A 23,153-nucleotide genomic window follows, 5' to 3' on the forward strand; every position below is an offset into this window, starting at 1 on the left:
CTTTTTTAATCCTCGTTACTTAGGCTGACTATCTTTCAGCACCAGTAAAAAGAAAGGGTTGACACTAAGTGCCAACCCTTAAAAATTACTCGCAACTCGCAACTCGCAACTCGCAACTCGCAACTCGCAACTCGCAACTCGCAACTCGCAACTCGCAACTCGCAACTACAACACCTTACAAGCAAACCCCTTGAGGTAGAAACCTTCAGGGTACGCGCTGTCAGTAGGGTGGTCAGCCGCTTGTTCAAAGCGTTCGACAAACTTGACTTGGCGACCCGAATCGACAGCAGCGTCGGCAATCACTTTCTGGAATAGCTCACCACTCATTAAGCCTGAGCAAGAGTAGGTCAGTAGTGTGCCACCAGGTTTAAGGATCTGCATAGCCAGCATATTGATATCTTTATAGCCGTTAGCACCTGAAGTTAGATTGTTTTTGCTGGACACAAACTTAGGCGGGTCCATGATTACAACATCAAATTTGGTGCCTTGATCGCGATATTCGCGCAACAACTTAAATACGTCGGCATTGAGGAATACCGCGCGTTTTTTAGAGATATCAAACTCGTTGAGTTCAGCGTTGTATTTAGCAGTATTTAGCGCAGGCTGAGAGACATCCGCGTTGATCACACGTTTGGCACCGCCTTTAAGAGCGTACAAGCCAAAGCCACCGGTGTACGAGAAACAGTTAAGCACTTCTTTGTCTTTTACGTATTTCATCGCTTGCTGGCGACTGTCGCGTTGATCGAGGTAGAAGCCGGTTTTGTGGCCTTCGATAATATCCACGCTGATCTTTACACCGTTTTCTTCAATGACTACTGAGCGTGGTGGCTGTTCACCGTGCAATACACCCGTTGTCTCCTCAAGACCTTCTTTCTTACGTACTGCCACGTCTGAGCGCTCGTAGATGTTGCAATCAGGGAACACTTTTAATAGCGCATCAACAAGGGTTTGCTTGTGGTACTCTGCACCAGCGCTCAGCAGTTGGCATACCAAGTAGTTCTGAAACTTATCGATTGTGATACCTGGTAGGCCATCAGATTCAGCCGCAATCAAACGGTATCCGGTTAAACCGTCACGCTCGATGATGTCTTCACGCAGCAGTTGCGCGTCTTGAATGCGTTTAACAAAGAAATCGGTGTTGATGTCTTGCTTGTCAAAACTCCAGACTCGTGCACGAATCTGAGAGTTTGGTGAGTAGGCCGCTTTCGCCAGCCACTTTCCATCGTGAGTGAAGACATCAACCGTTTCACCTAATGTCGGCTCACCCTCAACACGGTGGATACCACGAGAGAACACCCAAGGGTGTTTACGGCGGAGTGATTTATCACGGCCTTTGACTAGATAGATAGCTGGAGTCATTGGTTTACTCAATTGTTTGTTTTTCAAGGTGGGGTATTTTCAAGGAACTACTAGGGAAAAGCAAATAAAAGAGCCGCTTAAAAGCGGCTCTTGAGGTTAGGCTTTAAGGCCTGTTAGCAGTGACTCCATCTGGTCACTCTGACTTCGGAGCTGGGCGATGTTAGCATTGGTAATAGTTAAAGCGATTTGAAGAGCTGAATGGTGCGAAATATCCAACACGGTATGATTGCGAATATATCGACCACAGATTCGTATCGGAATGAATTGATTAATTACTTAAAGTCTAACGGTGGGAGGCGTAAATCATGCAGGAGTGCAGTGCGAAGTTTATCGTTTCAGGAATAGTGCAAGGTGTAGGGTTTCGTTACCACACTTCGTATCAGGGGAAAAAGTTAGGCCTAGTTGGCTACGCTAAGAACCTCAACAATGGTGACGTAGAAGTCGTGGTTTGTGGGGCGCAAGAGAAAATTGATGAGATGGCTGACTGGCTGACTCAAGGGCCTAAAACATCAAGTGTTGACCATGTTCAAAGACAGAGCGTTTCCTACAAGCCATACAAAGGATTTCAGATCCTGTAGCGTGGCAACGGGATCTCAATCGCATCTTTTTATAAGCACTTGGCAGGCTTAGGCAGACCCGCTAATTTGGTAGCCTGTTTAGCTGGCCCTTGTTTAAATAGCTTAAACAGATATTTGCTGTTGCCTTTCTCCGGACCGTGGGCTTTTTCCATTGCCTTAACCAGCATTCGAACGGCTGGAGATGTGTTGAATTCTTCATAAAAATCACGCACGAAATGAACCACTTCAAGATGGGCTTCAGTTAGCTCAATGCCTTCTTGTTGAGCCAATATCTCTATCATGCCTTCTTCCCACTGAGTATGGTCTAGTAGGTAGCCTTGAGCGTCAGTTTCGATTTGTTTGCCGTTATACTCAAACATCTTAACGATCCTAAATAGTTTGATATTCAATAGGGTAGCGCAGCATACCGCGATTGGACAATATGGCAAGAAAGAAAAAGCCCGAAAGATTATCTTTCGGGCTTTTTGGTGTTTGATTAAACGTTAATCTTAATCGTCATTCATAATGCCAAGGATGCTTAGCAGGCTGATGAAGATGTTGTAGATTGAAACGTAAAGCGTAATCGTCGCTGAAATGTAGTTTGTCTCACCGCCACGGATGATGCCTTGAGTCGTCATCAGGATCGCCATGGTAGAGAACACGATGAACAGGCTGCTTAGTGCCAGATGTAGAATCGTTGACTGGATAAAGAAGCTCGCAATCATACCTACAACCAGTACGACAAACAATGACATCATCAAACCGCCCATCATAGACAGGTCACGGCGTGTCGTTAGAGCATAAGCAGATGCAGCCATGAAGGACAGAGCAGTACCGCCAAGTGCCGTTAGGATCACATCGCCCATTCCTGCGCCAATGTATGCGTTAAGGATTGGACCAAGCGTGTAGCCTAGGAAACCAGTAAACAGGAAGGTAAATACCAAACCCATGCTATTATTACGGTTCTTTTCGGTTAGGAATAGCAGACCGTAGAAGCCAACAAGTGTGATGATGATGCCTGGACGAGGAAGATTCATCGCCATAGAAACACCAGCAACCACTGCAGACCAAAGCAGAGTCATAGAGAGTAGAGCGTAAGTATTACGCAATACTTTGTTTGTTTGCAGAGCACTTTCTTGCGTTGAAGTGCGGGTAAACATAGGACTGTTCATAATCTTCCTCGTAAGGTTTTATGTTTATATCTACATTTATGAGGTTTAATGACCAAAAGATCAAGCCCCAAGTCAGTTAGTAGTAGATAAAATAATAATAGAAATAAAAACTTATGTATTTTGAAAGATGTAACACAATATAACAACTGCAAAGGGCGACCGAAGTCGCCCCTGTGTTATGCCATCTTTAGAAATTAGTGGTGCAGGATCTGAGCAAGGAAATTTTGCGTTCGATCTGACTGTGGGTTTTCGAAGAACTCAATTGGGTTGTTCTCTTCAATAATCTCACCCGCATCCATAAAGATAACACGGTCAGCCACTTCTTTAGCAAAGCCCATTTCGTGTGTTACACACAACATGGTCATGCCTTCTCCGGCTAACTCAACCATAACGTCAAGTACTTCACGAACCATCTCTGGGTCAAGTGCCGACGTTGGTTCATCAAACAGCATCACTTGCGGGCTCATACAAAGTGAGCGAGCAATGGCAACACGCTGCTGCTGACCACCAGATAGCTGGCCTGGATATTTATCGGCTTGATCTGGAATCTTAACGCGTTCTAGATATTTCATCGCAATCGCTTCAGCTTCCTCCTTAGGCATTTTTTTCACCCAAATTGGAGCCAGCGTACAGTTTTCTAAAACAGTTAGGTGAGGGAACAGGTTGAAGTGTTGGAAACACATACCAACTTCGCGACGAACGGCCTCAATGTTTTTCAGATCTTCAGTCAGCTCATTGCCAGAAACGATAATCTGTCCCTTTTGGTGTTCTTCCAAACGGTTAATACAGCGAATCATGGTGGATTTGCCAGAACCAGAAGGGCCACAAATAACGATTTTTTCGCCTTTCTTAACGTTTAGGTTGATGTTTTTCAGTACGTGGAATTCGCCGTACCACTTGTTCATATCCTTTATTTGGATCATGTAATCTTGTTGTTGCGTCATAATACGTCCTTGAGCTCTAATTATCGTTTGTGACCGGTATGAAGTTTGTTTTCTAGCCAGATCGAATATCTCGACATGCCGAAACAAAATACCCAGAACACTAACGCGACAAATACATAACTTTCCGTTGCAAAGCCTAACCACTCAGGGTCAGTGTTTGCAGCTTGTCCGATACCCAGTACGTCAAACATACCGATGATAAGCACCAGACTAGTGTCTTTGAACAATCCGATAAAGGTGTTCACGATAGATGGGATAGTAATCTTCAGTGCTTGTGGAAGAATAATCAGCCCCATTTTTTTCCAATAACTTAGACCTAACGCGTCTGCGGCTTCGTATTGTCCTTTTGGAATAGCTTGAAGACCACCACGAACCACTTCCGCCATGTAGGCAGCACTAAACATCACCACACCAATCAATGCGCGGATAAGTTTGTCTGTTTCTGAACCTTCAGAAAGGAACAGGGGCAGCATAACTGAAGCCATAAACAGAACCGTGATAAGAGGTACACCACGCCATACTTCAATGTAGACAGTACACATACTGCGAATGATCGGCATTTCTGAACGGCGCCCTAGTGCCAGAGCAACGCCGATAGGTAGCGAAACGACAATACCGACAAGTGCGATAATCAGTGTAACCAGCAAGCCACCCCATTTGTGCGTCTCGACAACTTCCAGACCAAATACACCGCCATAAAGTAAAGCAGCAATGATAAATGGGTAGACGTTTACGAAGAATAACCAAATCCATAGACGCTTAGGTGTTTTCTCGTAAGCCAGCAATACCGTAAAGATAGCCAGTGTCACGTAGAAAAACTGAGGTCGCCAAAGCTCGTCGGAAGGGTAGAAACCATACATAAACTGGTCCCAGCGAACGCTGATAAATACCCAGCACGCACCCTCACGACTACATGCGTCACGGGTTGTGCCAACCCAGTCTGCATTGAGAATAGCCCAGTTAAACACGTCCCATAGTACCATCGCGGATAAAACGGCGAGGATAATCGTTACGACTGAGTTTATTGGACCATTAAATAGGTTTTTTCTTAGCCAACCTACCAGACCAACCGTATTTGCAGGCGGCGGAAGGCTAGGCTGAAATTGATGTACTTTCATTCTATCTCTCCACCAAAGCCACTTTCTTATTGTACAAGTTCATCAGAGCCGATGTGACTAGGCTGAGTGTTAAGTAAACACCCATCGTCATCGCAATGATTTCAATCGCCTGACCAGTTTGGTTCAGCGTTGTACCAGCAAATACTGAAACCAAATCGGGGTAACCAATCGCCATCGCAAGCGATGAGTTTTTGGTTAAGTTCAAGTATTGGCTAGTCAGCGGTGGAATAATGATACGCAGTGCTTGAGGGATAACCACCAGCTTTAGCGTGCGAGAACGTGGTAGCCCTAGTGACATAGCGGCTTCTGTCTGACCATGGCTAACGGCATTGATACCTGAACGTACAATCTCAGCAATGAACGACGCCGTGTAAACACTAAGCGCGATGAGCAAAGCCGCCAGTTCTGGGATGATGGTAATACCACCTTTAAAGTTAAAGCCTTTTAGCACAGGGTATTCGGCAGAGATAGGTGAACCCGTTAAGAAGTAAACGATGACAGGTAGAACAACACAGAGCCCCAGCATGATACGTCCCATGGGCGTTTGCTGACCGGTCAGTTTTTGCTTGTTTTTCGCCCATACACCGATCAAAAGCGTCGCGATAATGCCAATAATCACACTTGCTACAACAAAGGAAGAACCTTCGCCAAAGACTGGGGCAGGGAAGTAGAGGCCACGAACGTTGAGGAAAATGGCTTCACCCAGACTTAAACTTTGGCGAGCTGACGGAAGTGCTTGCAGAACCGCGAAGTACCAGAAGAAAATCTGAAGAAGTAAAGGAATGTTACGGAATGTCTCAATATAAACAGCAGCAAAACGGCTAACTAACCAGTTAGACGAAAGGCGTGCGATACCCATTAGAAAGCCAATCACCGTCGCGAGGATGATACCAAAAAACGAGACTAGCGCAGTGTTGAGTAGCCCGACCATAAAGGTGCGGCCGTAAGAGAAGGTTTCATCGTACTCAATCAGCGTTAAGCCAATCCCAAAGCCAGCTTCTTGAGTTAGAAAGTCAAAACCCGTGGCAATACCACGTGCTTCTAAGTTGGTTAGTGCATTATTGACAATTGTGTAAAAGAAAAAGACGAGTGCTGAAATCGCTATGATCTGGAAAACAACAGCTCTAAAGGTGGGATTGTATAAAAGGTTAGCGTTTGAATTCGGTCCGTTATCCGATTTCGTCGCAAAATTAGTAGGTTTCATACAGCTATAACCTCAAATCCATTTTTATAAAAAGGGCGGCCAAAACCGCCCATTTTCTATTGTAACTATGTAAAAATTAACGGATTGGAGGAGCGTACATGAAGCCACCCGCATTCCACAGTGCGTTTACGCCACGTGAAATTTGTAGTGGTGAACCTTCACCGACTGTGCGCTCGAAGCTCTCGCCGTAGTTACCCACTTGTTTCACAACTTGGTAACCCCAATCGTCACGGATGCCTAGGCCTTTACCTTTAGGACCGTCTACACCAAGAATACGCTTGATGTTTGGATCTTGAGACTTAAGCATTTCGTCTGCATTTTTAGAAGTGATGCCGTATTCTTCAGCGTTCACCATTGCAGCTAGAGTCCACTTAGCGATGTTAAACCATTGATCGTCACCTTGACGAACCACTGGGCCTAGAGGCTCTTTAGAAATGATTTCTGGAAGAACTTGAGCAGATGCAGGATCTTGAAGATTCAAGCGAAGTGCGTAAAGACCTGATTGGTCAGTTGTTAGTACGTCACAACGGCCAGCGTCGAAACCTTTCGAAGTTTGAGCGGCTGTATCAAATACAACTGGCTTGTAAGACATACCACTGTTACGGAAGTAGTCCGCTAGGTTAAGTTCAGTTGTCGTACCAGACTGAACACATACAGAAGCACCGTCTAGCTCTTTAGCGCTTGTTAGACCAAGGTCTTTCTTAACCATGAAGCCTTGACCATCGTAGTAGTTAACACCAACGAAGTTTAGACCTAGAGCTGTATCACGGTGAAGCGTCCAAGTTGTGTTACGAGAAAGAACATCGATCTCACCAGATTGAAGTGCAGTGAAACGCTCTTTCGCTGTTAGAGGAACGTATTTAACTTTTGATTTATCGCCAAGCACTGCCGCAGCAAGCGCCTGACAGTATTCAACGTCAATGCCTTCCCATTCACCTTTAGAGTTAGGGTTAGAGAAACCTGGCAAGCCAGTACTTACACCACAAGTTAGGAAACCTTGTTTAGTTACTTTATCTAGCGTGCTATCCGCAGCAGCAGCGCTTGTAGACATCAGTGCAGTAGATGCCGCTACAACTGAAGCAAGAAGTGTTAGTTTATGTGCCATTTGTATCCTTCCTGTATGATCCATGTTAAATCAGGTTCAACCTGATACAACGATTAAATGGTGTTGTGTTTCTTAATTATTAGGTTGCGTATGCCCATATTTGAGCCTTAAACAAATCAACCAGTTATAAGCCTAGGAAAGGATTCGCAATTTCTCAAATGTATAATTTAAAAAGATTTTTGAATGAAATCACAAATCCTGACAGACTTTAGAATGACGAAATGTTGCTTAAATGTAAATAGTGCAAGAGGTCACAAATTTGGTGCGACAGGATGGTGTAATAAATTTATCAATACATATAGGGTTCAAATTGGTATCACTGTTATCAATTAGTTAAAAAAGCTAAAAATAGTTCGAAATTTGGTCATTTATTAGGTGTGATCTGAATTGGGAATGAATCTATTGCTCTATTTTTGGTAGTATCAATGCTGAAGATGTTTTTAGTAACTCAAGGAATGAAATGCAGTATTTTCCACTGTTTATAGACTTAACTCATAAACCCGTTCTGGTCGTTGGTGGGGGTGAGGTCGCAAGCCGCAAAGTAGATAGCCTAGTTAGGGCGGGAGCGAATGTTACGATCGTCTCACCCAATGTGGAGTCTTACCTCGCCAACGTGATCGAAAAAGGGGACTGCCAATGGATCCAAGGGTTCTATTCTGCCGAGTTACTCGAAAGTTGCTATGTTCAAGTTTGGGCGACAACCGACAATCCAGATTTGAATCACCAAGTCCATCATGACGCTAAGCGTAAAGGGATATTGGTGAATGTCGTGGATGACCTACCATACTGCGACTTTATTACCCCTTCGATGATTAACCGTGGCCGGATACAACTCGCGATATCGAGTGGTGGCTCTTCACCGGTTTTGGTTAGGAATGTGAGAGAAAAGCTAGAGGCTGTGTTACCGCAAAACCTAGCGATACAAGCTGACTTCGCGGCCTCTAAGCGTAATGACATTAAAAGTCGTTTTGCTAGCGTTGAGCAACGACGTAAGTTTTGGGAAGCTTATTTTTCGCGCTCAGATGTTGAAAGAGCGACCAACAATGGCGATCTAGAGAGAGCCTATCAAGCGCTGCTGCAAGAGGGGGTCGACCAGAGTGGTTCGGTAACTTGGATCGAGTATGGTGAAGATGTCGAGCTTCTTACCTTGAAAGCATTGAGATTGATGCAGCAGGCCGAGATAGTGTTGCATGACCCGAACTGTCCTTTTGCGTTTATTGACCTCGTTCGCCGTGATGCGGAAAGAGTTGAATGCAAGAGTGAGGCGGGTTTTAGCAATGAACTGCAGAAAGCTCGAAGTCACGATCAAAGAGTGGTGGTGTTAATGCCACCTAAATCGAAAAGAGTTACCTTCTTACAGGGCAAGGATCTGCTAATAGAGCTGGGATCGGTGAAATAGAAAAGGGCCACTAAGATGTGGCCCTTTTACTTATCAAACAGGCGAATAAAAGATATTAGTCGCGGAAGTTCTCATACTGGAATGGTTGACCTAGATCTGATTCACGGATCAGTGCAATAGCAGCTTGCAGATCATCACGCTTCTTACCGGTTACACGAACCTTGTCGCCTTGAATCGATGCTTGAACTTTCATCTTGTTGTCTTTAATCAGTTTAACGATTTTTTTCGCCATTGGCGTTTCGATACCTTGCTTAAATACAACGATTTGATGCCAGTTTCTTCCTGATGCTTCTTCTGGTTTGGCTTCCATTGCATTAACATCAACGCCGCGCTTAGTTAAGTTACCGCGTAACATGTCGCGTAGTTGCTTAAGCTGAAATTCACCTTCTGCGCTTAGCTTCACCGATTCGTCTTTTTGCATCTCGAATGACGCTTCAACGCCACGAAAATCAAAACGAGTCGTTAGCTCGCGTGACGCATTGTCTACTGCGTTACGTAGTTCAACAGTATCGATTTCAGAAACAATATCAAATGATGGCATGTTGGAGTCCTTATTATTACGAGCGAGCTTTTACGGCATTTGCCAGCATGTCAAGCATAGTGGCTGTATCATCCCAGCCCAAGCAAGGGTCTGTGATCGACTGACCGTAAGTAAGATTACTTAGGTCTTCCATGGATTGATTACCTTCGTTAATGAAGCTTTCAGCCATGATGCCTGCTACTTGATTTTTACCTGACTTGATTTGTTCACAGATGTCTTCAGCGACTTCAAGTTGCTTTCTGTGCTGCTTTTGGCAGTTAGCGTGGCTAAAATCAACCACAAGGCGTTCAGGTAGGCCAAACTCGCCCAGTTGTTTACATGCTGCATCGACGGATGCTGCATCAAAGTTAGGGCCTTTTTCACCGCCGCGAAGGATAACGTGACCAAATGGGTTACCGCTAGTGCGATATACGGTCATACGGCCGTTTTTGTCTGGTGAATAAAAATAGTGAGACGCTTGAGATGCACGAATTGCATCGATAGCGATCTTGATGTTCCCGTTGGTACCATTTTTAAAACCAACTGGGCAAGAGAGTGCGGACGCCATTTCACGATGGATTTGTGATTCGGTCGTACGTGCACCAATCGCACCCCATGTAATGAGATCTGCAATGTACTGGCCAGTGATCATATCTAAAAACTCGGTAGCAGTTGCTAAACCAAGCTTATTGATATCGAGCAATAGCTTACGGGCTTTGTTCAAACCTGTTTCTAGCGCATAAGAGCCATCAAGATTTGGGTCAGTAATTAACCCCTTCCAACCTACGACAGTGCGAGGCTTTTCAAAATAGGTGCGCATAACGATGAACAGTTCATCGTTATACTGATCTTGCACAGCGGCTAAACGCTCTGCGTAGTCAAGGGCGGCATCGGTATCGTGCACGGAACATGGGCCGACAATTACCAATAGGCGCTGGTCTTCCCCTGTAAGGATATTTTCAATTTGGCGACGTGACTGTGCGATACGCTCAGCGACCTCATCGGTAATTGGATGGGCGCTTCCTAATTCTGCCGGAGTTGGCATTGGACCCAATGGTTGGGTTCTTAATTCATCGGTTTTTAATGGCATACGACAGCCTGTTCTTTTTATTACGAAGCGGTAAAGATAACGGAAACCAAGATAGGAATAAACCACTTATCGCGATTCTTATTAGTATCAAACTGTAAAGTGCAAATTTATGCATTTTTATTTACTAAAAATGCTCACAACCCCTTGTATTATCGACATACGATAGGTATGTTGAGGAATATAAATACAACGAAAACCTTTGCCTGGAGCAGTAATGAGTTTAACCCGTTCTAGCAGTATGCATCCTGCGCTAAACCTCGGCGATTCACTTCCTCAGCTTGATCAAGCAACCAGTGGTTCGCACCTTTTTGTATCATTGTCAGAAATGATTTTAGAACATATCTTCTATCATCCCGATCATGCCGCGATTTTGCCATCTCTTGATGAGAGTGAAGTGGCATCAATCAATGCCATCTTGGGCGAGCAGTCGCTAGAGTTGCACTTCGTATCGACACTCACTGAACAGATTTTAGCGGCCGTGAAGCCACAACATCAGTCGGTACGCATCGATCTAGGTGGTGCCGACAGCTACAGTTTCCGAACACTGCTGGGGGGACAGCTTGAGCCAACTGAAGTTAACCCAGCGCTTGGTTTGCGCGGTGTCTCTCGTTTTGCCCATGAGAAATTTGTCCAGTTGTTTACGCTAGAGTGTCAGGTGATTAAGGCATTGCAGCAGCAAGGTTGTGATGTTGAAATTGTCGTACCTTTTGTCAGAGGATTGTCTGATGCCGCCAAAGTAATCGACTTACTCGCAGAACAAGGTTTACCAAGGGGACTCAATGGTTTGAAAGTTCTCTATACCGTTGATGTACCATCGGGCGCGTTGTTATCAGAGCGATTACTTCATTACTTTGATGGCTTGGTGATCAATGTGGAAAACTTAGCTCAATTCACCTTAGGGGTTGATCGCCTTAGTGAGGAGTTGGAGTATCTGTTTGATCCGGAAAGTGAAGCTGTCATGATGCTGATTGAGCAGGCCGTCGACGCGGCGACGAACAGCAATAAGCCGATTGTTTTAGTCAGCAATGGGTTAGTTCAATATGCTCGTTTACAAGAGTACATCGTTGAGCATCCACAGATAGACGTTTTGGTGACGTTGTAACTCAAACTGGTTGTTAAGTCACTGTTTATAACGCCCAATGTTAATGAAATGTTGACATTGGGCGTTATTCGTTATGAACTAAGATGAATTTCACTGGTCGGACTAGTTCAATGTTGTCAGCTCTCTCAAAAGCAAATCTCTATCTCAATCTGTTCGGATTTTTTAAAGTGCCGTTTATTTGGCTGGCTCGGCCAAAGATATTGGAACTGAATGCCGAGCGTGTTGAAGTCAAAATTCCCCTAAAAAGAAGAACCAAAAATCACCTCAACAGTATGTATTTTGGTGTATTGGCTGTCGGGGCTGATGTCGCGGGAGGTTTTATGGCGATGAGTAAAGCTGAGCAGTGCGGCAAAAGGGTATCATTAGCCTTTAAAGCAGTAGAAGGGCAGTTTCTCAAACGTCCCGAAGCAGATGTTCATTTCGTTTGTGAAGATGGCAAGTTGATCGATGACATGCTAGAGAGGACTTTCGCTACTGGTGAGCGCGTCAATCAAGCAGTGAAAATTACCGCCATTTGCCCAAGTCTGTACGGCGATGAACCTATGGCGGAATTTTTACTTACTCTGTCATTGAAGAGAATGGATGGCTAACGTCATCCACTTCAATTTGTTCAATTGCGACGATCTTGCTTCGGTTGAGAATGATCTTCCAACGATAGTAGCGTGGCTGGCCGTCGTGATTATCTTCTTTGGCAATCAGATTGATAAGATGACGTTTTTCAACCGACTCGCGACTTACCTGCCCGTTATTGTTCATGTAAACCTTATTTGAGCCTTTGTCCATCAAGCGAGTTAATTCACGCATGCTAACCAACAAAGACTCACGCGTTTCTTCATAACCACTCATAAACTTCGATGTCGACATTTCAGTTTTAGAGCTGTAGTGAAGCACTTGTTCTTCACGCTGGACAACGCGTTTCTTGCGGATTGACTGAATTCGGTCGGGCAACTTATCGAGAACCTTATAGTCTAGCCATTCGAGTTTCTGTCCCACCGCTTTCATGGTTGTTGGGTCTAAGTAAAGTTTACGCCATTTTGGGCGGCCTTTGCGAAGCCATCGCCACATCACATCACGCAGGTCATCTTTAAAAATTTCCCTTAATGCGTAAACAAATGACATTAAGACAATGAAAGAGGCGGTGATCTCTCCCCAGTAGTCACGAGCAAGAATGGCTGTGATGGTAACAAACACCATGACAAAGCCAGTTGCACTGCCTTTAACGACTCGCTTCATATTGTTACCCAGCGACTGCGTGCGCTCCTTCAATACCACCGGATGTTCTATCAGGCGGCGCAATAGGCGCATTTTATTACTGAGTCGTATGACGTCATCACGAACACTTTTGGAGTTATAATTGTTGAGCTTTCGGTGCGCTGCTTCTTTTTCTACAATGGCGAGCAAACTCTCTTTAAGGCTCTTATACTCGCTATCACGAGGCATATGTGCGACAAGCGACATCAAACGTTGTCCTGTGTACCAAGAAAGATAGTTGTCTATATTGGCGTAGTAACGCTTTAAGCTCTCTTCGTAAGGAATACTGCGGCGCAGTTTCTTGAGAATATCGAGAGAGAGGTTGATGACTTCGTCGACCTCGTCAGTAGTGACAGACTCGGTATTGTGTTTATTGAGTTCGTTGACCGCTTTGTCTAGCGCGATAACATACTGATAGGCGAACAAACTCAAACTGACACGGTATTGAGTTGAAGAGAGCCTACCTCGTTTAGCTAAGCGGCTGTGCACGAGAGGAAGGAGGGTTTTGTCACTGTAGTAAGCGCGTTTTTGAGATATCGACTCATAGTAGAATTCACTCTCTTTAAGGATGTCCGGCGAAAGCCCAAGCTCACCAGGTACGAAAAAATAGAGATCTAAATCCGATTTCTTTGTCGCTGCCATCGCATGAGAAATCTTGAGAGTGATGCCGTCCTGCTTATCAACAGTGATCAATTAACGCTCCTAAAAAAGGTATAAATATCTGGCGCAAGCATAACAGAGATTCGCTATAATCACCGCAAATTTAACAAGAGACAGTTGAAATGATTAAAGTTGGTCAGACGAACCACTTAGAAGTAGTAAAAATAGCCGATTTTGGCGTATTTCTCGATGCCGGAGATTACGGTACGACCTTGCTTCCAAAACGTTTTGTACCTGAAGGTGTGGAAATTGGTAGCGTTATAGATGCATTTTTATACTTTGATTCTGACAGTCAGTTAGTCGCAACAACTGAGACTCCTGTTGCTCAAGTCGGCGAATGGGGGTTGATGAAGATCGAAGGTGTCAACTCTACCGGTGCTTTCGCTGATTGGGGTATCAAAGGTAAAGACCTACTGATACCTTTTAGTGAGCAACGTGCACGTTTTGCGGCGGGGCAAACCGTACTTGTTTATGTCTACAGCGATAAAGCTTCTGGACGAATTGTTGGAACAACGAAGTTTAATAAACTGCTGGATAAAACACCGGCAAATTACACTCGCAACCAACAGGTTGATTTAATCATCGCAGAGCGTAGCGAACTTGGTTACAAAGCCATTGTGGAAGGCCAGCACTGGGGAATGATTTTTAAATCAGATGTGTTTGGTAAGTTATTTATTGGTAAGCGACTTAAAGGTTACATCAAGAATATTCGCGAAGATGGCAAAATCGACCTGTCCCTGCAGAAAATCGGGGTTGGTAAGATGGATGAACTGAGCCAGAAGGTGATGGACTTATTGGAGAAGAAGGGGGGATTCTTACCTCTCAATGACAAGTCATCGCCAGAAGCTATCTTTGCCGCTTTCCGCACTAGTAAAGGCACGTTCAAGAAGACGATCGGCGGTCTGTACAAACAGGGTAAAATTGTGATTGAGAAAGAGGGCATTCGCCTGAGTTAACACAATTGGTTTGACTGTTAAGCCGAAAAAAAGGCCCAGAGCTGATCCTGCTTTGGGCCTAGGGGAACGGCTCCTACAGAGCCTGCGCTAACTGTCTGATATATTGTATATATCGATAACCTAATTGTAGTTTATGATCGGCAATGCGCTAGGCTTTTGTAGAATTTCATACTATTTAATGACCGCTTAAAACAAGTTTTTGTCTCTGACCAACTCTCTTGGTAGTCCATTCTTGATACGGTTACCCACCCACTTTCCTAATCCAATCACATCGTTAGCGAGTGTTACGATCACTTCACCTTGACCGGATAGGTCAGCAGGGCGAACATCACGTCCCATAAACCACTCACGAGCCTCATCAATAGAAAGTGCTAGGGCTGTTCTCTCTTTACCAGTAGCTAATGCCGTTGCAACTTGATGCTGCCAGCGGTAGCCCTTTTTGTGGGCTTCAGCAATTTTGATCCCCATTCGGGAGAATCTAAGCTCACCAAGCATAGGTTCAAGAGCATCAGGGAACAACCATACGTCGTTGTCTCTCAACCAGATAGAAGATGCTTGAGGTAAATTAATCTCCAGTTGAGTGTGGAGTTGTTTAGCAATGTCCGTTTGTACTTTAGCGCTCGCTTTCTCAAACGGAAATTTGCCCAAACGCTTTTTCACTTGAGGGGCGGTGACTGACGCAAGTTTGCGCATACGTGCAACAAAGAAGCCTTCACAATCATATACCTGAGGGAATATGTGTAGAAAACCGTCTTCGGTAAGAGCTTTATCGGCATCAGGGAAAAGGGAAGCGAGGCTATCGAACTCTACAGCATCACCAAAGGACGCTTTAAGGTGATGACATACTTGTTGATTCTCTTCAATACTGAGCGTGCAGGTTGAGTAGACCATAACGCCGCCAGGTTTTAACGCATGAAAAGCGCTTTCAATCAGATCTTTTTGTGTGTCAGAAATCGAAAGGACCGACTCTTTACTCCAGTTCTTCATGGCGTCTGCGTCTTTACGTACCGTACCTTCACCTGAACAAGGTGCATCAATCAATACTGCATCAAAGTGCTCGGGCAACCAGCCACCAAACACACGACCATCAAAGTTGCTAAGAGCGGCGTTACGTACTCCACAGCGCTCTATGTTAGCGTGGAGTACTTTTACACGGCTTGCGGAAAACTCGTTGGCAACGAGCACACCTTGGTTGTTCATCTTTGACGCAATCTGAGTGGTTTTCGAGCCTGGTGCAGCCGCCATATCGAGCACACTGGTGAAGTCATCTTGGTCATCCAAGAATAAAGCGGATACGGGCATCATAGAGCTGGCTTCTTGGATATAAAAAAGCCCAGACATGTGTTCTGCCGAGTTACCTAGCGGGACTTCCGATTCGTCTGCGTCAATCCAGAATCCTTCCTCACACCAGGGTACAGGTTGAAGTTGCCATCCTTTGTGTTGTGCTCGTTGAACAAACTCATCGATTGATATTTTGAGTGTATTGACCCGAATACTCTTACGCAATGGGCGCTGACATGCGGCGATAAAATCCGCCATGTTCAGTCCTTGGGGTAGGATTGATTGCATTTCAGCGAGAAAGTCGTCTGGTAGGTATACGTTCTGGTGCAAGGTTCTGTCTCTACAAGCGTAAAAGGTCGGTGATTATAGCTAATTTCAATAAAAAACGCAGCGAATTCGCTGCGTTTCCCCATGGATTAAGGTTTTGGTATTGCTGTACGCCATGTGCGCCAGCTGTCTTCTGCTTTGGTATATAGGTAGAAGGACTGACCTTGACGAGCGATTGGCTCCAATTGTTTTTGCTCTGGCGTCGCAAAAGTTATTCCACCACGAACAATACTATCAATTGTGCCGGCTCTAACATTGGCACCGGTAATACCGATCGATACGTCGACGCCAGATGTGTTCCAGAAAACACTGTTTTGACGAACTAAATAGGCGTATTGAGGCTCAATAGCAATGGTCGATATGACGCGATCAGCAAATTCACCTAACTGAACATTGGTTACTTGACCGACTTCTATCTCACGATAGAGTACCGGTGTACCAACAGTGATAGAGCCGCGAGATTCACTTTGTAGGGTGAAGGTTATGCCGTTTATCGCCGGTTGTTGGTGGTTAAGTTCAAAGGCATATGTCGCTTTTCCGTTACCCGGTAACACGTTGATCGATTGTGCCAGGAGATTTTGAATGTTCTTCACACCACTAAGACCCACTTGCGCTTTAGGTAACCAGAAGTACGACCCAGCAACCGCAATTGTATTGGTGTATTCAGGTAATATACGCGCCTTGACTTCTACTCTGTTGAGTTTGAAGTCTGGAATAACCAAAGTGACCTCACCAACTTTTACTCCGTTATAGTTGATTGAAGTGCCTTTTGCGACTGTGTTTTCGCCATTGAGTGTCAATGAGATCACTTGGCCATATTTCCTTGCAGTCTTGAAGTCTGAGTAGAGCAACCATTTGTCGTTTTGCTTATTTTCGACTCCAGGCAGAGAATCGAATGCAATGCCTCCCTGAATCAAAGAGGTGAGTGGGGCCGCCTTAACGTTGATGCCTGCAAGGCTTGCATCTATCTCAACGCCTGAGCGGTTCCAGAATACGGTTTGATCAGTGACAAGGTGCTTATATTGATTTTCTATACTCGCGCTGATGATGACACCACCGTCGACCAAATAGAAGTCAGCAACATTACCCACTTGCAGATTTCGATACAACAGAGGACTGCCTTTACTGATCGAAGGTAATTCGTTAGCAAAAAGGGTCAACTTGGTAGAACCTGAGATATTGTACTTAGCGAGTTCAGCAAGTGACTTGTTTTGATAGAGCGTGTATTGCGCCTGTGGCTGAGCTTTTCCTTCACTAACGAAACTAATAGAACCCGTTAGAAGCTGTTTTGCTGGTGGCACGGTAATATTCAAGCCTGATTCAGTCAATTCGGCACTGGCGCTACCTGTCACGAAGAAGCGGTTTTGAGACTTAATAAGGTGCGCATAGTCGCTATCGATTAGCGCATCTAGCTGCACTTTGTCGTTAACTAGGCTCACTTGCGTTACCGAACCTACGCTGATACCACGGTAGAGGATGTTGGCACCCTGATCGAGTCCAAACGAATTGTCTGACACTAATTGAAGTGAGACAGAGCGGGCTTGTTGGCGTTTGAAGTCGTCTTTTCTTACTGCGCTAAAATGTCGTGAACGCTCGCCGTCACCAGGAACCACGGTCAGGAAGTTACCTTTAACGATGTTAGCGATGTTTTCTACTCCCGATAGAGAGACTTTCGCTTCTTCAAGAATGAAGCGGCTACCCGTTGTCAGCATGTCACTAAAAGCAGGCTGGATTGCCGCAGAAGCAACGATGTTCTCTCTACCATGACTCAACTCTAAATCTGTAATCTGTCCGATTTCGATACCACGGTACATAATTGGTGCGCCAGAAGCGTTGATCTTGTTGTCATCTGGTAAATCAATCTTTATTGCGATACCTCGACCAGCGGTTTTTAAATTTGGGTAGAGTTTAAACTGAGAGTTATCTGCAACAGGCTCACCACCATCAGGTGAGTCGACAGCAATAGAGCCTCCAAGCAGAGCACTGAAACTTTCCAGTTTTACATCAACCCCTTCGAATCCTATGTTGGCACCAATACCACTGACGTTCCAGAAGCGGCTATCGTCAGTGATGATGTGGCGATACTCATCGCGTATTGAGGCTTGGATGATGACGTTTTTCGAATCACGGTCAAGCTGATAGCTATACACTTCACCAATCGGTATCTTTCGATAAACGATTTGTGAACCGACCGAGATACCGCCTAAGTCTCTCGATTTTAGTGAAATATTAAGCCCTTGGTTTGCCAGTAAATCGGAGGGAGCACGCTCTAGAGCGGTAAACTTGGTCTCAGGCTCGGAAGGGTTATTACCTGGAGAAATCGCGATATAGTTACCCGAAACAAGTGCATCAAGGCCAGAAATCCCAGACAGACTCGCTGTGGGTTTGACCAACCAGAAACGCGCTTCTTTGGTCAGCAATTTCGTGGCTTGTGGGTAGATGTCCGCATCGACGTAGATACTCTGTAAGTCTGGGGACAAATTGATATCTTTCACCATGCCCACTTCTAAGCCTTGATAGCGAATGGTGGTTCTTCCTGCGATCAAGCCTTGTGCATCAGAGAAGTAGATCTGGACTCGTTGCCCGGCATCTTGCACGGCTTTGAACACCAGCCATCCTGCCAGTACCATAGTTAAGATTGGTAGCAGCCAAAGTGGTGATATTCCTTTATTACGCTTGATATGCGGGGAATATGAGTTTTGTGTGGGAGAAGGGTTACTCATTTAACGACTCTTTTCTATCAAATTCTTCTGGGTAATTGTCCCAAATTAGTCTCGGATCCATGCTTTCTGCGGCTAACATGGTGAGCACAACTACAATACCAAATGCGACCGCGCCATAGCCTGGTGTAAAGTCGAGAATTTGGCCTCTATCAACTAATGTCATCATGATCGAGATGACAAACAGATCCATCATCGACCAGCGACCAATCCATTTAATGACAAAATAGATGCGCATTCTGTGTTTGTGGTAAATCTTGCGTTTGAACTGTATCGCCAGTAACAGGTAAGACAGCCCTAGGATCTTGGCAACGGGAACCACGATACTGGCAACAAAAATGATGATGGCGATGCCAGTCATTCCACTATTCACTAACGAAGCAACGCCAGAAAAGATGGTATCTTCTAAGCGTTTGCCGTTAGTTAATAAAATGGAAATTGGAATGATGTTAGCGGGAAATATCGCAATACTGGCCGCGATGAGATAAGCCCATGTCTTTTGAATCGAGTACGGTTTGCGATGATGGATAGGGCTTTTACAACGCAAGCATTCCGTCCCTTCTGGTTGAGAAAGGTGACAGTGATGACAGTGAAGCGTTTTTTCTGACAAAGCGTATTGCTCTTCCGCATGAAACACTTCCCAGTATCGACGCACGCTTACTCGTGTCACCAGTAGTACGGTAGAGACTTGCAGTAACACTAGACCAATCAAGCCCGGTCCAACGTAGATATCCGAGTAATCTTGGAGTTTGAAACACGAAATGGCGATGCTAACAAGAAAGACATCAATCATTACCCACGCTTTGACATAGTCAATAATTGACAGGGAACTCTTGAGCAAACGAAACGAGCCTTTGCTCAGCGCGATATGCGCAGCGACAACCGAACTACACAACAAAAGGGGCGCTATCGAACTGCAAAAGAAAATAAGCAGTGACAGGAGTACAAAACCTTCTTGAAAAAGTGCAAATACGCCTGAGGGTAAAGTCGCAGGAATCATCACGCCGAAAAGACGAATGCTTATAAACTCGAAAAAGTGCGAAGGAACAAACAGTAAAAGGCAAGTTATTGCAATCGCTAAATTGCCTGACAGAGAAGGATTCCCCCCTCGGTATAGATGACTATTGCATCTCGGGCAGTAGGCGCTTTTGCCTCTCTCCACAGAGACAAGGTCAACGGGTAGTTCACAGCCGTGGCAAAGCCTAATATTGGTTGGCTTGGAGTCATGAGCATGCAAGACCTGAGGGGCGTTCATCGCAGCCCCTCTATATTTTTGGCACGAGAAAAGGGCCTAAGCGTGACTTTGCACGTTGCCGTATAAGGTTTGATATAAGCCTTGCTGTTCAACCAATTCTCCATGAGTACCTGCTTGAGATACTTGACCGTCTTCAAGTACGTAGATCAAATCTGCCTGTTTAACCGCGGACAATCTATGTGCGACAATTAACGTTGTACGACCACGTAGAAACTCGGTAAGCGCTTTATGCAATGCGGCTTCTGTTGCAGTATCGAGTGCCGACGTCGCTTCATCCAAAATGACAAACTTAGGATTACTCAAGATCATTCTTGCAATCGCTAGGCGCTGACGTTGTCCACCTGACAGCCGAATACCATTGCGGCCTATTTGCGTATCAAGCCCATCACTGAGTTGACTGATGACATCTTGCATCTGCGCGACTTCAAGCGCGCGCCATAAAGATAAGTCATCATATTCTGAACCTAGTGTCAAATTATGCCTTAAGGTGTCATTAAAGAGTATAGGCTGTTGTAATACAACGGCAATTTGCTCTCTAATTATCTCAAAACTGATATCATTTGTAGTTTGACCATTGTAGCGGATATAGCCGGAGTTAGGCTGATACACACCGATAAGCAACTGGATCAATGTTGATTTGCCCCCGCCGCTGGAACCGACCAGCGCCACTTTTTTACCCGCTGGTATGGTGAGGCTCAATTTAGAGAGGACTTGTACTTCATCATTGTAAGAAAAACTCACCTTGTCGATTTCAACATCGACTTCTCGATCATCAGTAAATGGATTCACCTTACTTTGAGGGCGATGTTCTTCTTCTAAATCTAATAGGGCATTGATCCGTTTCAGTGCGGCTTTGGCACTATACCAAGAAAACTGAATGCCAAGCAGTTCTTGAACAGGAGAGAGCATGAACCAAAGGTAGCCAAATACTGCGAAGATTTGACCTATGGTCAGGTCACTAAACAAGACCATTAACATTGCAACTGCGCGGAATAACTCAAATCCTAATAAAAATAGAAGGAAAGAGACTCGACCAGCGGCTTCCGATTGCCATGCATACTTATCTGCATCTTGGCGAATGTGGTCTGCATGGGTTTTTAGTTCGTTAAGAAATTCCCGTTCTCGATTTGCCGCTCTTAGTTGATAGATGCCATCTAAGGTCTCGACTAATCGATTCTGAAAACGTTCAAACGATTGATTTTCGCGCTTTTTAAGATGCTTTACTTTACTGCCTAGCTTACGCGAAAAATAGATTACAACCGGATTGACCAACAGAATAAACAGACCTAAACGCCAGTCTAGCCAGAGAAGAACCCCTGCGGTCCCTATGACAGTCAACAGGCTGATAAGAAATTTACTGAGAGTCGAACCAATAAACTGATCGATGGTTTCTATGTCAGTAATCAAGTGAGCATTGATACCTCCAGAGCCACGAGTCTCATACTGCCGAATGCTGATACGGCCCAGTTTATCGATCATTTTGCTACGCATTTGATACGTAATGGTTTTAGATACCAAAGTAAACTGACGGCTCTGTACGATGGAAAGTGCTTGGCTAGCCGTACGCATAAGTACAACTAGCAGCAGGGTTAAAAAGATATAGCCAGTTGCTGTCTGCATTGAATCAGGTAACAGTTGGTTCATCACTTTAAGGCCCGTACCGGGTTGGTTGAGCAACACTTCGTCGACCATAAGTGGCATCAACAATGGAATGGGCACACTGATTAAGGTGGCGATGAAAGCAATGACATTGGCAAATATCAGCTTATTGCGGTGTTGTTTAACTTGTGTTATCAACCAAGAATGGCTAATAGTGTTGGAATTGTTAGTCATTGTAATGAGAATGCTTACTATTTGTGGTTTGCGAAATTGTACGCAGATTCATAGTGGAAGTCTCTAGTTTTCAAATGGATGTATAAATGAAAATAGAACATTATCAACGCTTAACCAAACAAGTCATCGCACTTATCGAATCTGAGACCGATTTGATCGCCAATTTGTCAAACATCAGTGCTTTACTCAACATGGAACTTGAAGAGTTAAACTGGGTTGGTTTTTATTTAATGAAAGATGACCAACTGGTGCTTGGTCCTTTTCAAGGCAAGCCTGCATGTGTGCGCATTCCGGTAGGACGTGGAGTCTGTGGAACCGCGGTCGCGACCAATACGGTTCAGCGTATTCATGATGTGCATGAGTTTGAAGGACATATCGCCTGTGATGCAGCGAGCAACTCAGAGATCGTGATTCCATTTTCGATTGATGGTGAAATGTTTGGTGTGTTGGATATTGATAGTCCGAAAGTGGGGCGATTCAATGAAATCGATGAGCAGGGGCTAACTTTTTTGATGCAGGAAGTAGAAAAGCTGCTTAATTCACACGCTATCAAGGCATAAATTATCTATTGAGTGTGGTTTTTCGCTTGCAGGTCACTATAATACCTCAAATATTTAATCTTAATGCTCGCGGATGAACCGCAATAACCAGGAACCCACATGGAAAACACTGAAAAGTTAAAAAACAGCAAAGAAGTTATCGCATATATTGCTGAATGTTTCCCTAAGTGCTTTACTTTAGAAGGTGAAGCTAAACCACTTAAAATTGGTATCTTTCAAGATCTTGCGGATCGTCTAAGCGATGATCCTAAAGTAAGCAAAACTCAACTTCGTGCAGCGTTAAGACAATACACTTCATCATGGCGTTACCTTCACGGTGTTAAGCCTGGTGCAGTACGTGTAGATTTAGATGGCAACCCAGCAGGCGAGCTTGACGAAGAGCACGTAGAACACGCAAAAACAGCACTAGCTGAAAGCAAAGCTAAAGTGCAAGCTCGTCGTAAAGAGCAAGCGACTAAAACTCGCGAAGAAAGTAAAGAGAAAGCTAAGCCTGCGGCGAAGAAGCCTCAAGGCCGTCGCCCGCAACAAAATAAAGTACAAAAAGCCGCTAAGCCTGTAGAAACGCGCGCTCTGAATGCTGACGAAGTGAAAGTTGGTAATCAAGTAAACGTCAATATGGGCAAAGGAAACATGGCTGCGACTATCGTTGAAATCAATAAGGAAGATGTGCGTGTTCAACTGACTAACGGCCTACAAATGGTTGTAAAAGCGGAGCACTTGCGCGCATAAAGGAGATACTC

General features: G+C 44.8%; 21 protein-coding genes. 7 read left to right on the forward strand and 14 right to left on the reverse strand.

Annotated elements, in window-relative coordinates; all coding sequences use genetic code 11:
- Positions 1-165: 165 nt before the first annotated feature.
- Complete coding sequence (locus tag ACQEXR_RS10050; protein ID WP_427020266.1) at positions 166-1,359, reverse strand: class I SAM-dependent methyltransferase; 1,194 nt, start codon at positions 1,357-1,359, stop codon at positions 166-168.
- Positions 1,360-1,664: 305 nt separating this feature from the next.
- Between ACQEXR_RS10050 and yccX the strand changes: the two genes are divergently transcribed.
- Complete coding sequence (yccX, locus tag ACQEXR_RS10055; RefSeq protein ID WP_138972341.1) at positions 1,665-1,937, forward strand: acylphosphatase; 273 nt, start codon at positions 1,665-1,667, stop codon at positions 1,935-1,937.
- A 29-nt stretch (positions 1,938-1,966) separates the two neighbouring features.
- Here yccX and ACQEXR_RS10060 read toward each other — a convergent pair whose 3' ends face one another.
- From ACQEXR_RS10060 to ACQEXR_RS10085, 6 genes are all read right to left on the reverse strand, one after another.
- The gene (locus tag ACQEXR_RS10060; protein WP_269376781.1) at positions 1,967-2,296 is read right to left on the reverse strand and encodes a TusE/DsrC/DsvC family sulfur relay protein; all 330 of its coding nucleotides are present in this window, start codon (positions 2,294-2,296) and stop codon (positions 1,967-1,969) included.
- Positions 2,297-2,425: 129 nt separating this feature from the next.
- Positions 2,426-3,088 (reverse strand): Bax inhibitor-1/YccA family protein, encoded by a 663-nt coding sequence (locus ACQEXR_RS10065; protein ID WP_138972343.1) that lies wholly within the window; start codon positions 3,086-3,088, stop codon positions 2,426-2,428.
- Positions 3,089-3,282: 194 nt separating this feature from the next.
- Positions 3,283-4,032 carry an amino acid ABC transporter ATP-binding protein gene (locus ACQEXR_RS10070; RefSeq protein ID WP_138972344.1) on the reverse strand — a complete coding sequence of 250 codons (750 nt, stop codon included), beginning with the start codon at positions 4,030-4,032 and terminating at the stop codon, positions 3,283-3,285.
- Between the two features lie 20 nt (positions 4,033-4,052).
- The gene (locus tag ACQEXR_RS10075) at positions 4,053-5,150 is read right to left on the reverse strand and encodes an amino acid ABC transporter permease (protein WP_331416250.1); all 1,098 of its coding nucleotides are present in this window, start codon (positions 5,148-5,150) and stop codon (positions 4,053-4,055) included.
- 1 nt (position 5,151) lies between these two features.
- Positions 5,152-6,354, reverse strand: coding sequence for an amino acid ABC transporter permease (locus ACQEXR_RS10080; RefSeq protein ID WP_331416251.1), 1,203 nt, complete (start codon positions 6,352-6,354; stop codon positions 5,152-5,154).
- Positions 6,355-6,430: 76 nt separating this feature from the next.
- Entirely contained in the window at positions 6,431-7,459 is a 1,029-nt protein-coding gene (locus ACQEXR_RS10085; protein WP_138972347.1) for an amino acid ABC transporter substrate-binding protein, read from the reverse strand.
- Positions 7,460-7,919: 460 nt separating this feature from the next.
- On the opposite strand from ACQEXR_RS10085, the gene ACQEXR_RS10090 reads away from it, so the two are divergent.
- Complete coding sequence (locus tag ACQEXR_RS10090; protein ID WP_427020267.1) at positions 7,920-8,858, forward strand: NAD(P)-dependent oxidoreductase; 939 nt, start codon at positions 7,920-7,922, stop codon at positions 8,856-8,858.
- Between the two features lie 55 nt (positions 8,859-8,913).
- Here ACQEXR_RS10090 and ACQEXR_RS10095 read toward each other — a convergent pair whose 3' ends face one another.
- Together ACQEXR_RS10095 and ACQEXR_RS10100 are read right to left on the reverse strand one after the other, a co-directional pair.
- The gene (locus ACQEXR_RS10095; RefSeq protein ID WP_138972349.1) at positions 8,914-9,399 is read right to left on the reverse strand and encodes a YajQ family cyclic di-GMP-binding protein; all 486 of its coding nucleotides are present in this window, start codon (positions 9,397-9,399) and stop codon (positions 8,914-8,916) included.
- Positions 9,400-9,415: 16 nt separating this feature from the next.
- Positions 9,416-10,468: a 3-deoxy-7-phosphoheptulonate synthase gene (locus ACQEXR_RS10100; protein ID WP_427020268.1), complete on the reverse strand. Its 1,053-nt coding sequence runs from the start codon at positions 10,466-10,468 to the stop codon at positions 9,416-9,418.
- Positions 10,469-10,682: 214 nt separating this feature from the next.
- On the opposite strand from ACQEXR_RS10100, the gene ACQEXR_RS10105 reads away from it, so the two are divergent.
- The gene (locus tag ACQEXR_RS10105; RefSeq protein ID WP_427020269.1) at positions 10,683-11,570 is read left to right on the forward strand and encodes a putative PEP-binding protein; all 888 of its coding nucleotides are present in this window, start codon (positions 10,683-10,685) and stop codon (positions 11,568-11,570) included.
- 110 nt (positions 11,571-11,680) lie between these two features.
- A complete protein-coding gene (locus ACQEXR_RS10110; RefSeq protein WP_427020270.1) occupies positions 11,681-12,160 on the forward strand; it encodes a DUF4442 domain-containing protein in 480 nt (159 codons plus the stop codon).
- On the opposite strand, the gene ACQEXR_RS10115 is transcribed toward ACQEXR_RS10110, so the two are convergent.
- Positions 12,129-13,514 (reverse strand): hypothetical protein, encoded by a 1,386-nt coding sequence (locus tag ACQEXR_RS10115; protein WP_138972353.1) that lies wholly within the window; start codon positions 13,512-13,514, stop codon positions 12,129-12,131. The genes ACQEXR_RS10110 and ACQEXR_RS10115 overlap by 32 nt on opposite strands.
- A gap of 89 nt (positions 13,515-13,603) precedes the next feature.
- Between ACQEXR_RS10115 and ACQEXR_RS10120 the strand changes: the two genes are divergently transcribed.
- Positions 13,604-14,437 carry a CvfB family protein gene (locus ACQEXR_RS10120; protein ID WP_331416254.1) on the forward strand — a complete coding sequence of 278 codons (834 nt, stop codon included), beginning with the start codon at positions 13,604-13,606 and terminating at the stop codon, positions 14,435-14,437.
- 186 nt (positions 14,438-14,623) lie between these two features.
- Here ACQEXR_RS10120 and rsmF read toward each other — a convergent pair whose 3' ends face one another.
- From rsmF to ACQEXR_RS10140, 4 genes are all read right to left on the reverse strand, one after another.
- A complete protein-coding gene (rsmF, locus tag ACQEXR_RS10125) occupies positions 14,624-16,048 on the reverse strand; it encodes a 16S rRNA (cytosine(1407)-C(5))-methyltransferase RsmF (RefSeq protein WP_331416255.1) in 1,425 nt (474 codons plus the stop codon).
- An 86-nt stretch (positions 16,049-16,134) separates the two neighbouring features.
- The gene (locus tag ACQEXR_RS10130; protein WP_331416256.1) at positions 16,135-18,768 is read right to left on the reverse strand and encodes a PqiB family protein; all 2,634 of its coding nucleotides are present in this window, start codon (positions 18,766-18,768) and stop codon (positions 16,135-16,137) included.
- Positions 18,761-20,020, reverse strand: coding sequence for a PqiA/YebS family transporter subunit (locus ACQEXR_RS10135; RefSeq protein ID WP_427020271.1), 1,260 nt, complete (start codon positions 20,018-20,020; stop codon positions 18,761-18,763). Before ACQEXR_RS10135 ends, ACQEXR_RS10130 begins: the two co-directional genes overlap by 8 nt.
- A gap of 36 nt (positions 20,021-20,056) precedes the next feature.
- Complete coding sequence (locus ACQEXR_RS10140; protein WP_331426486.1) at positions 20,057-21,853, reverse strand: ABC transporter ATP-binding protein; 1,797 nt, start codon at positions 21,851-21,853, stop codon at positions 20,057-20,059.
- An 86-nt stretch (positions 21,854-21,939) separates the two neighbouring features.
- Between ACQEXR_RS10140 and ACQEXR_RS10145 the strand changes: the two genes are divergently transcribed.
- The gene (locus ACQEXR_RS10145) at positions 21,940-22,413 is read left to right on the forward strand and encodes a GAF domain-containing protein (RefSeq protein ID WP_331426487.1); all 474 of its coding nucleotides are present in this window, start codon (positions 21,940-21,942) and stop codon (positions 22,411-22,413) included.
- A gap of 99 nt (positions 22,414-22,512) precedes the next feature.
- Positions 22,513-23,142 carry an RNA chaperone ProQ gene (gene proQ, locus ACQEXR_RS10150; RefSeq protein ID WP_138972360.1) on the forward strand — a complete coding sequence of 210 codons (630 nt, stop codon included), beginning with the start codon at positions 22,513-22,515 and terminating at the stop codon, positions 23,140-23,142.
- The last annotated feature ends 11 nt before the right edge of the window (positions 23,143-23,153 follow it).

Source organism: Vibrio sp. TRT 2004 (assembly GCF_050113735.1).
In the GTDB taxonomy this organism is placed as follows: Bacteria; Pseudomonadota; Gammaproteobacteria; order Enterobacterales; family Vibrionaceae; genus Vibrio.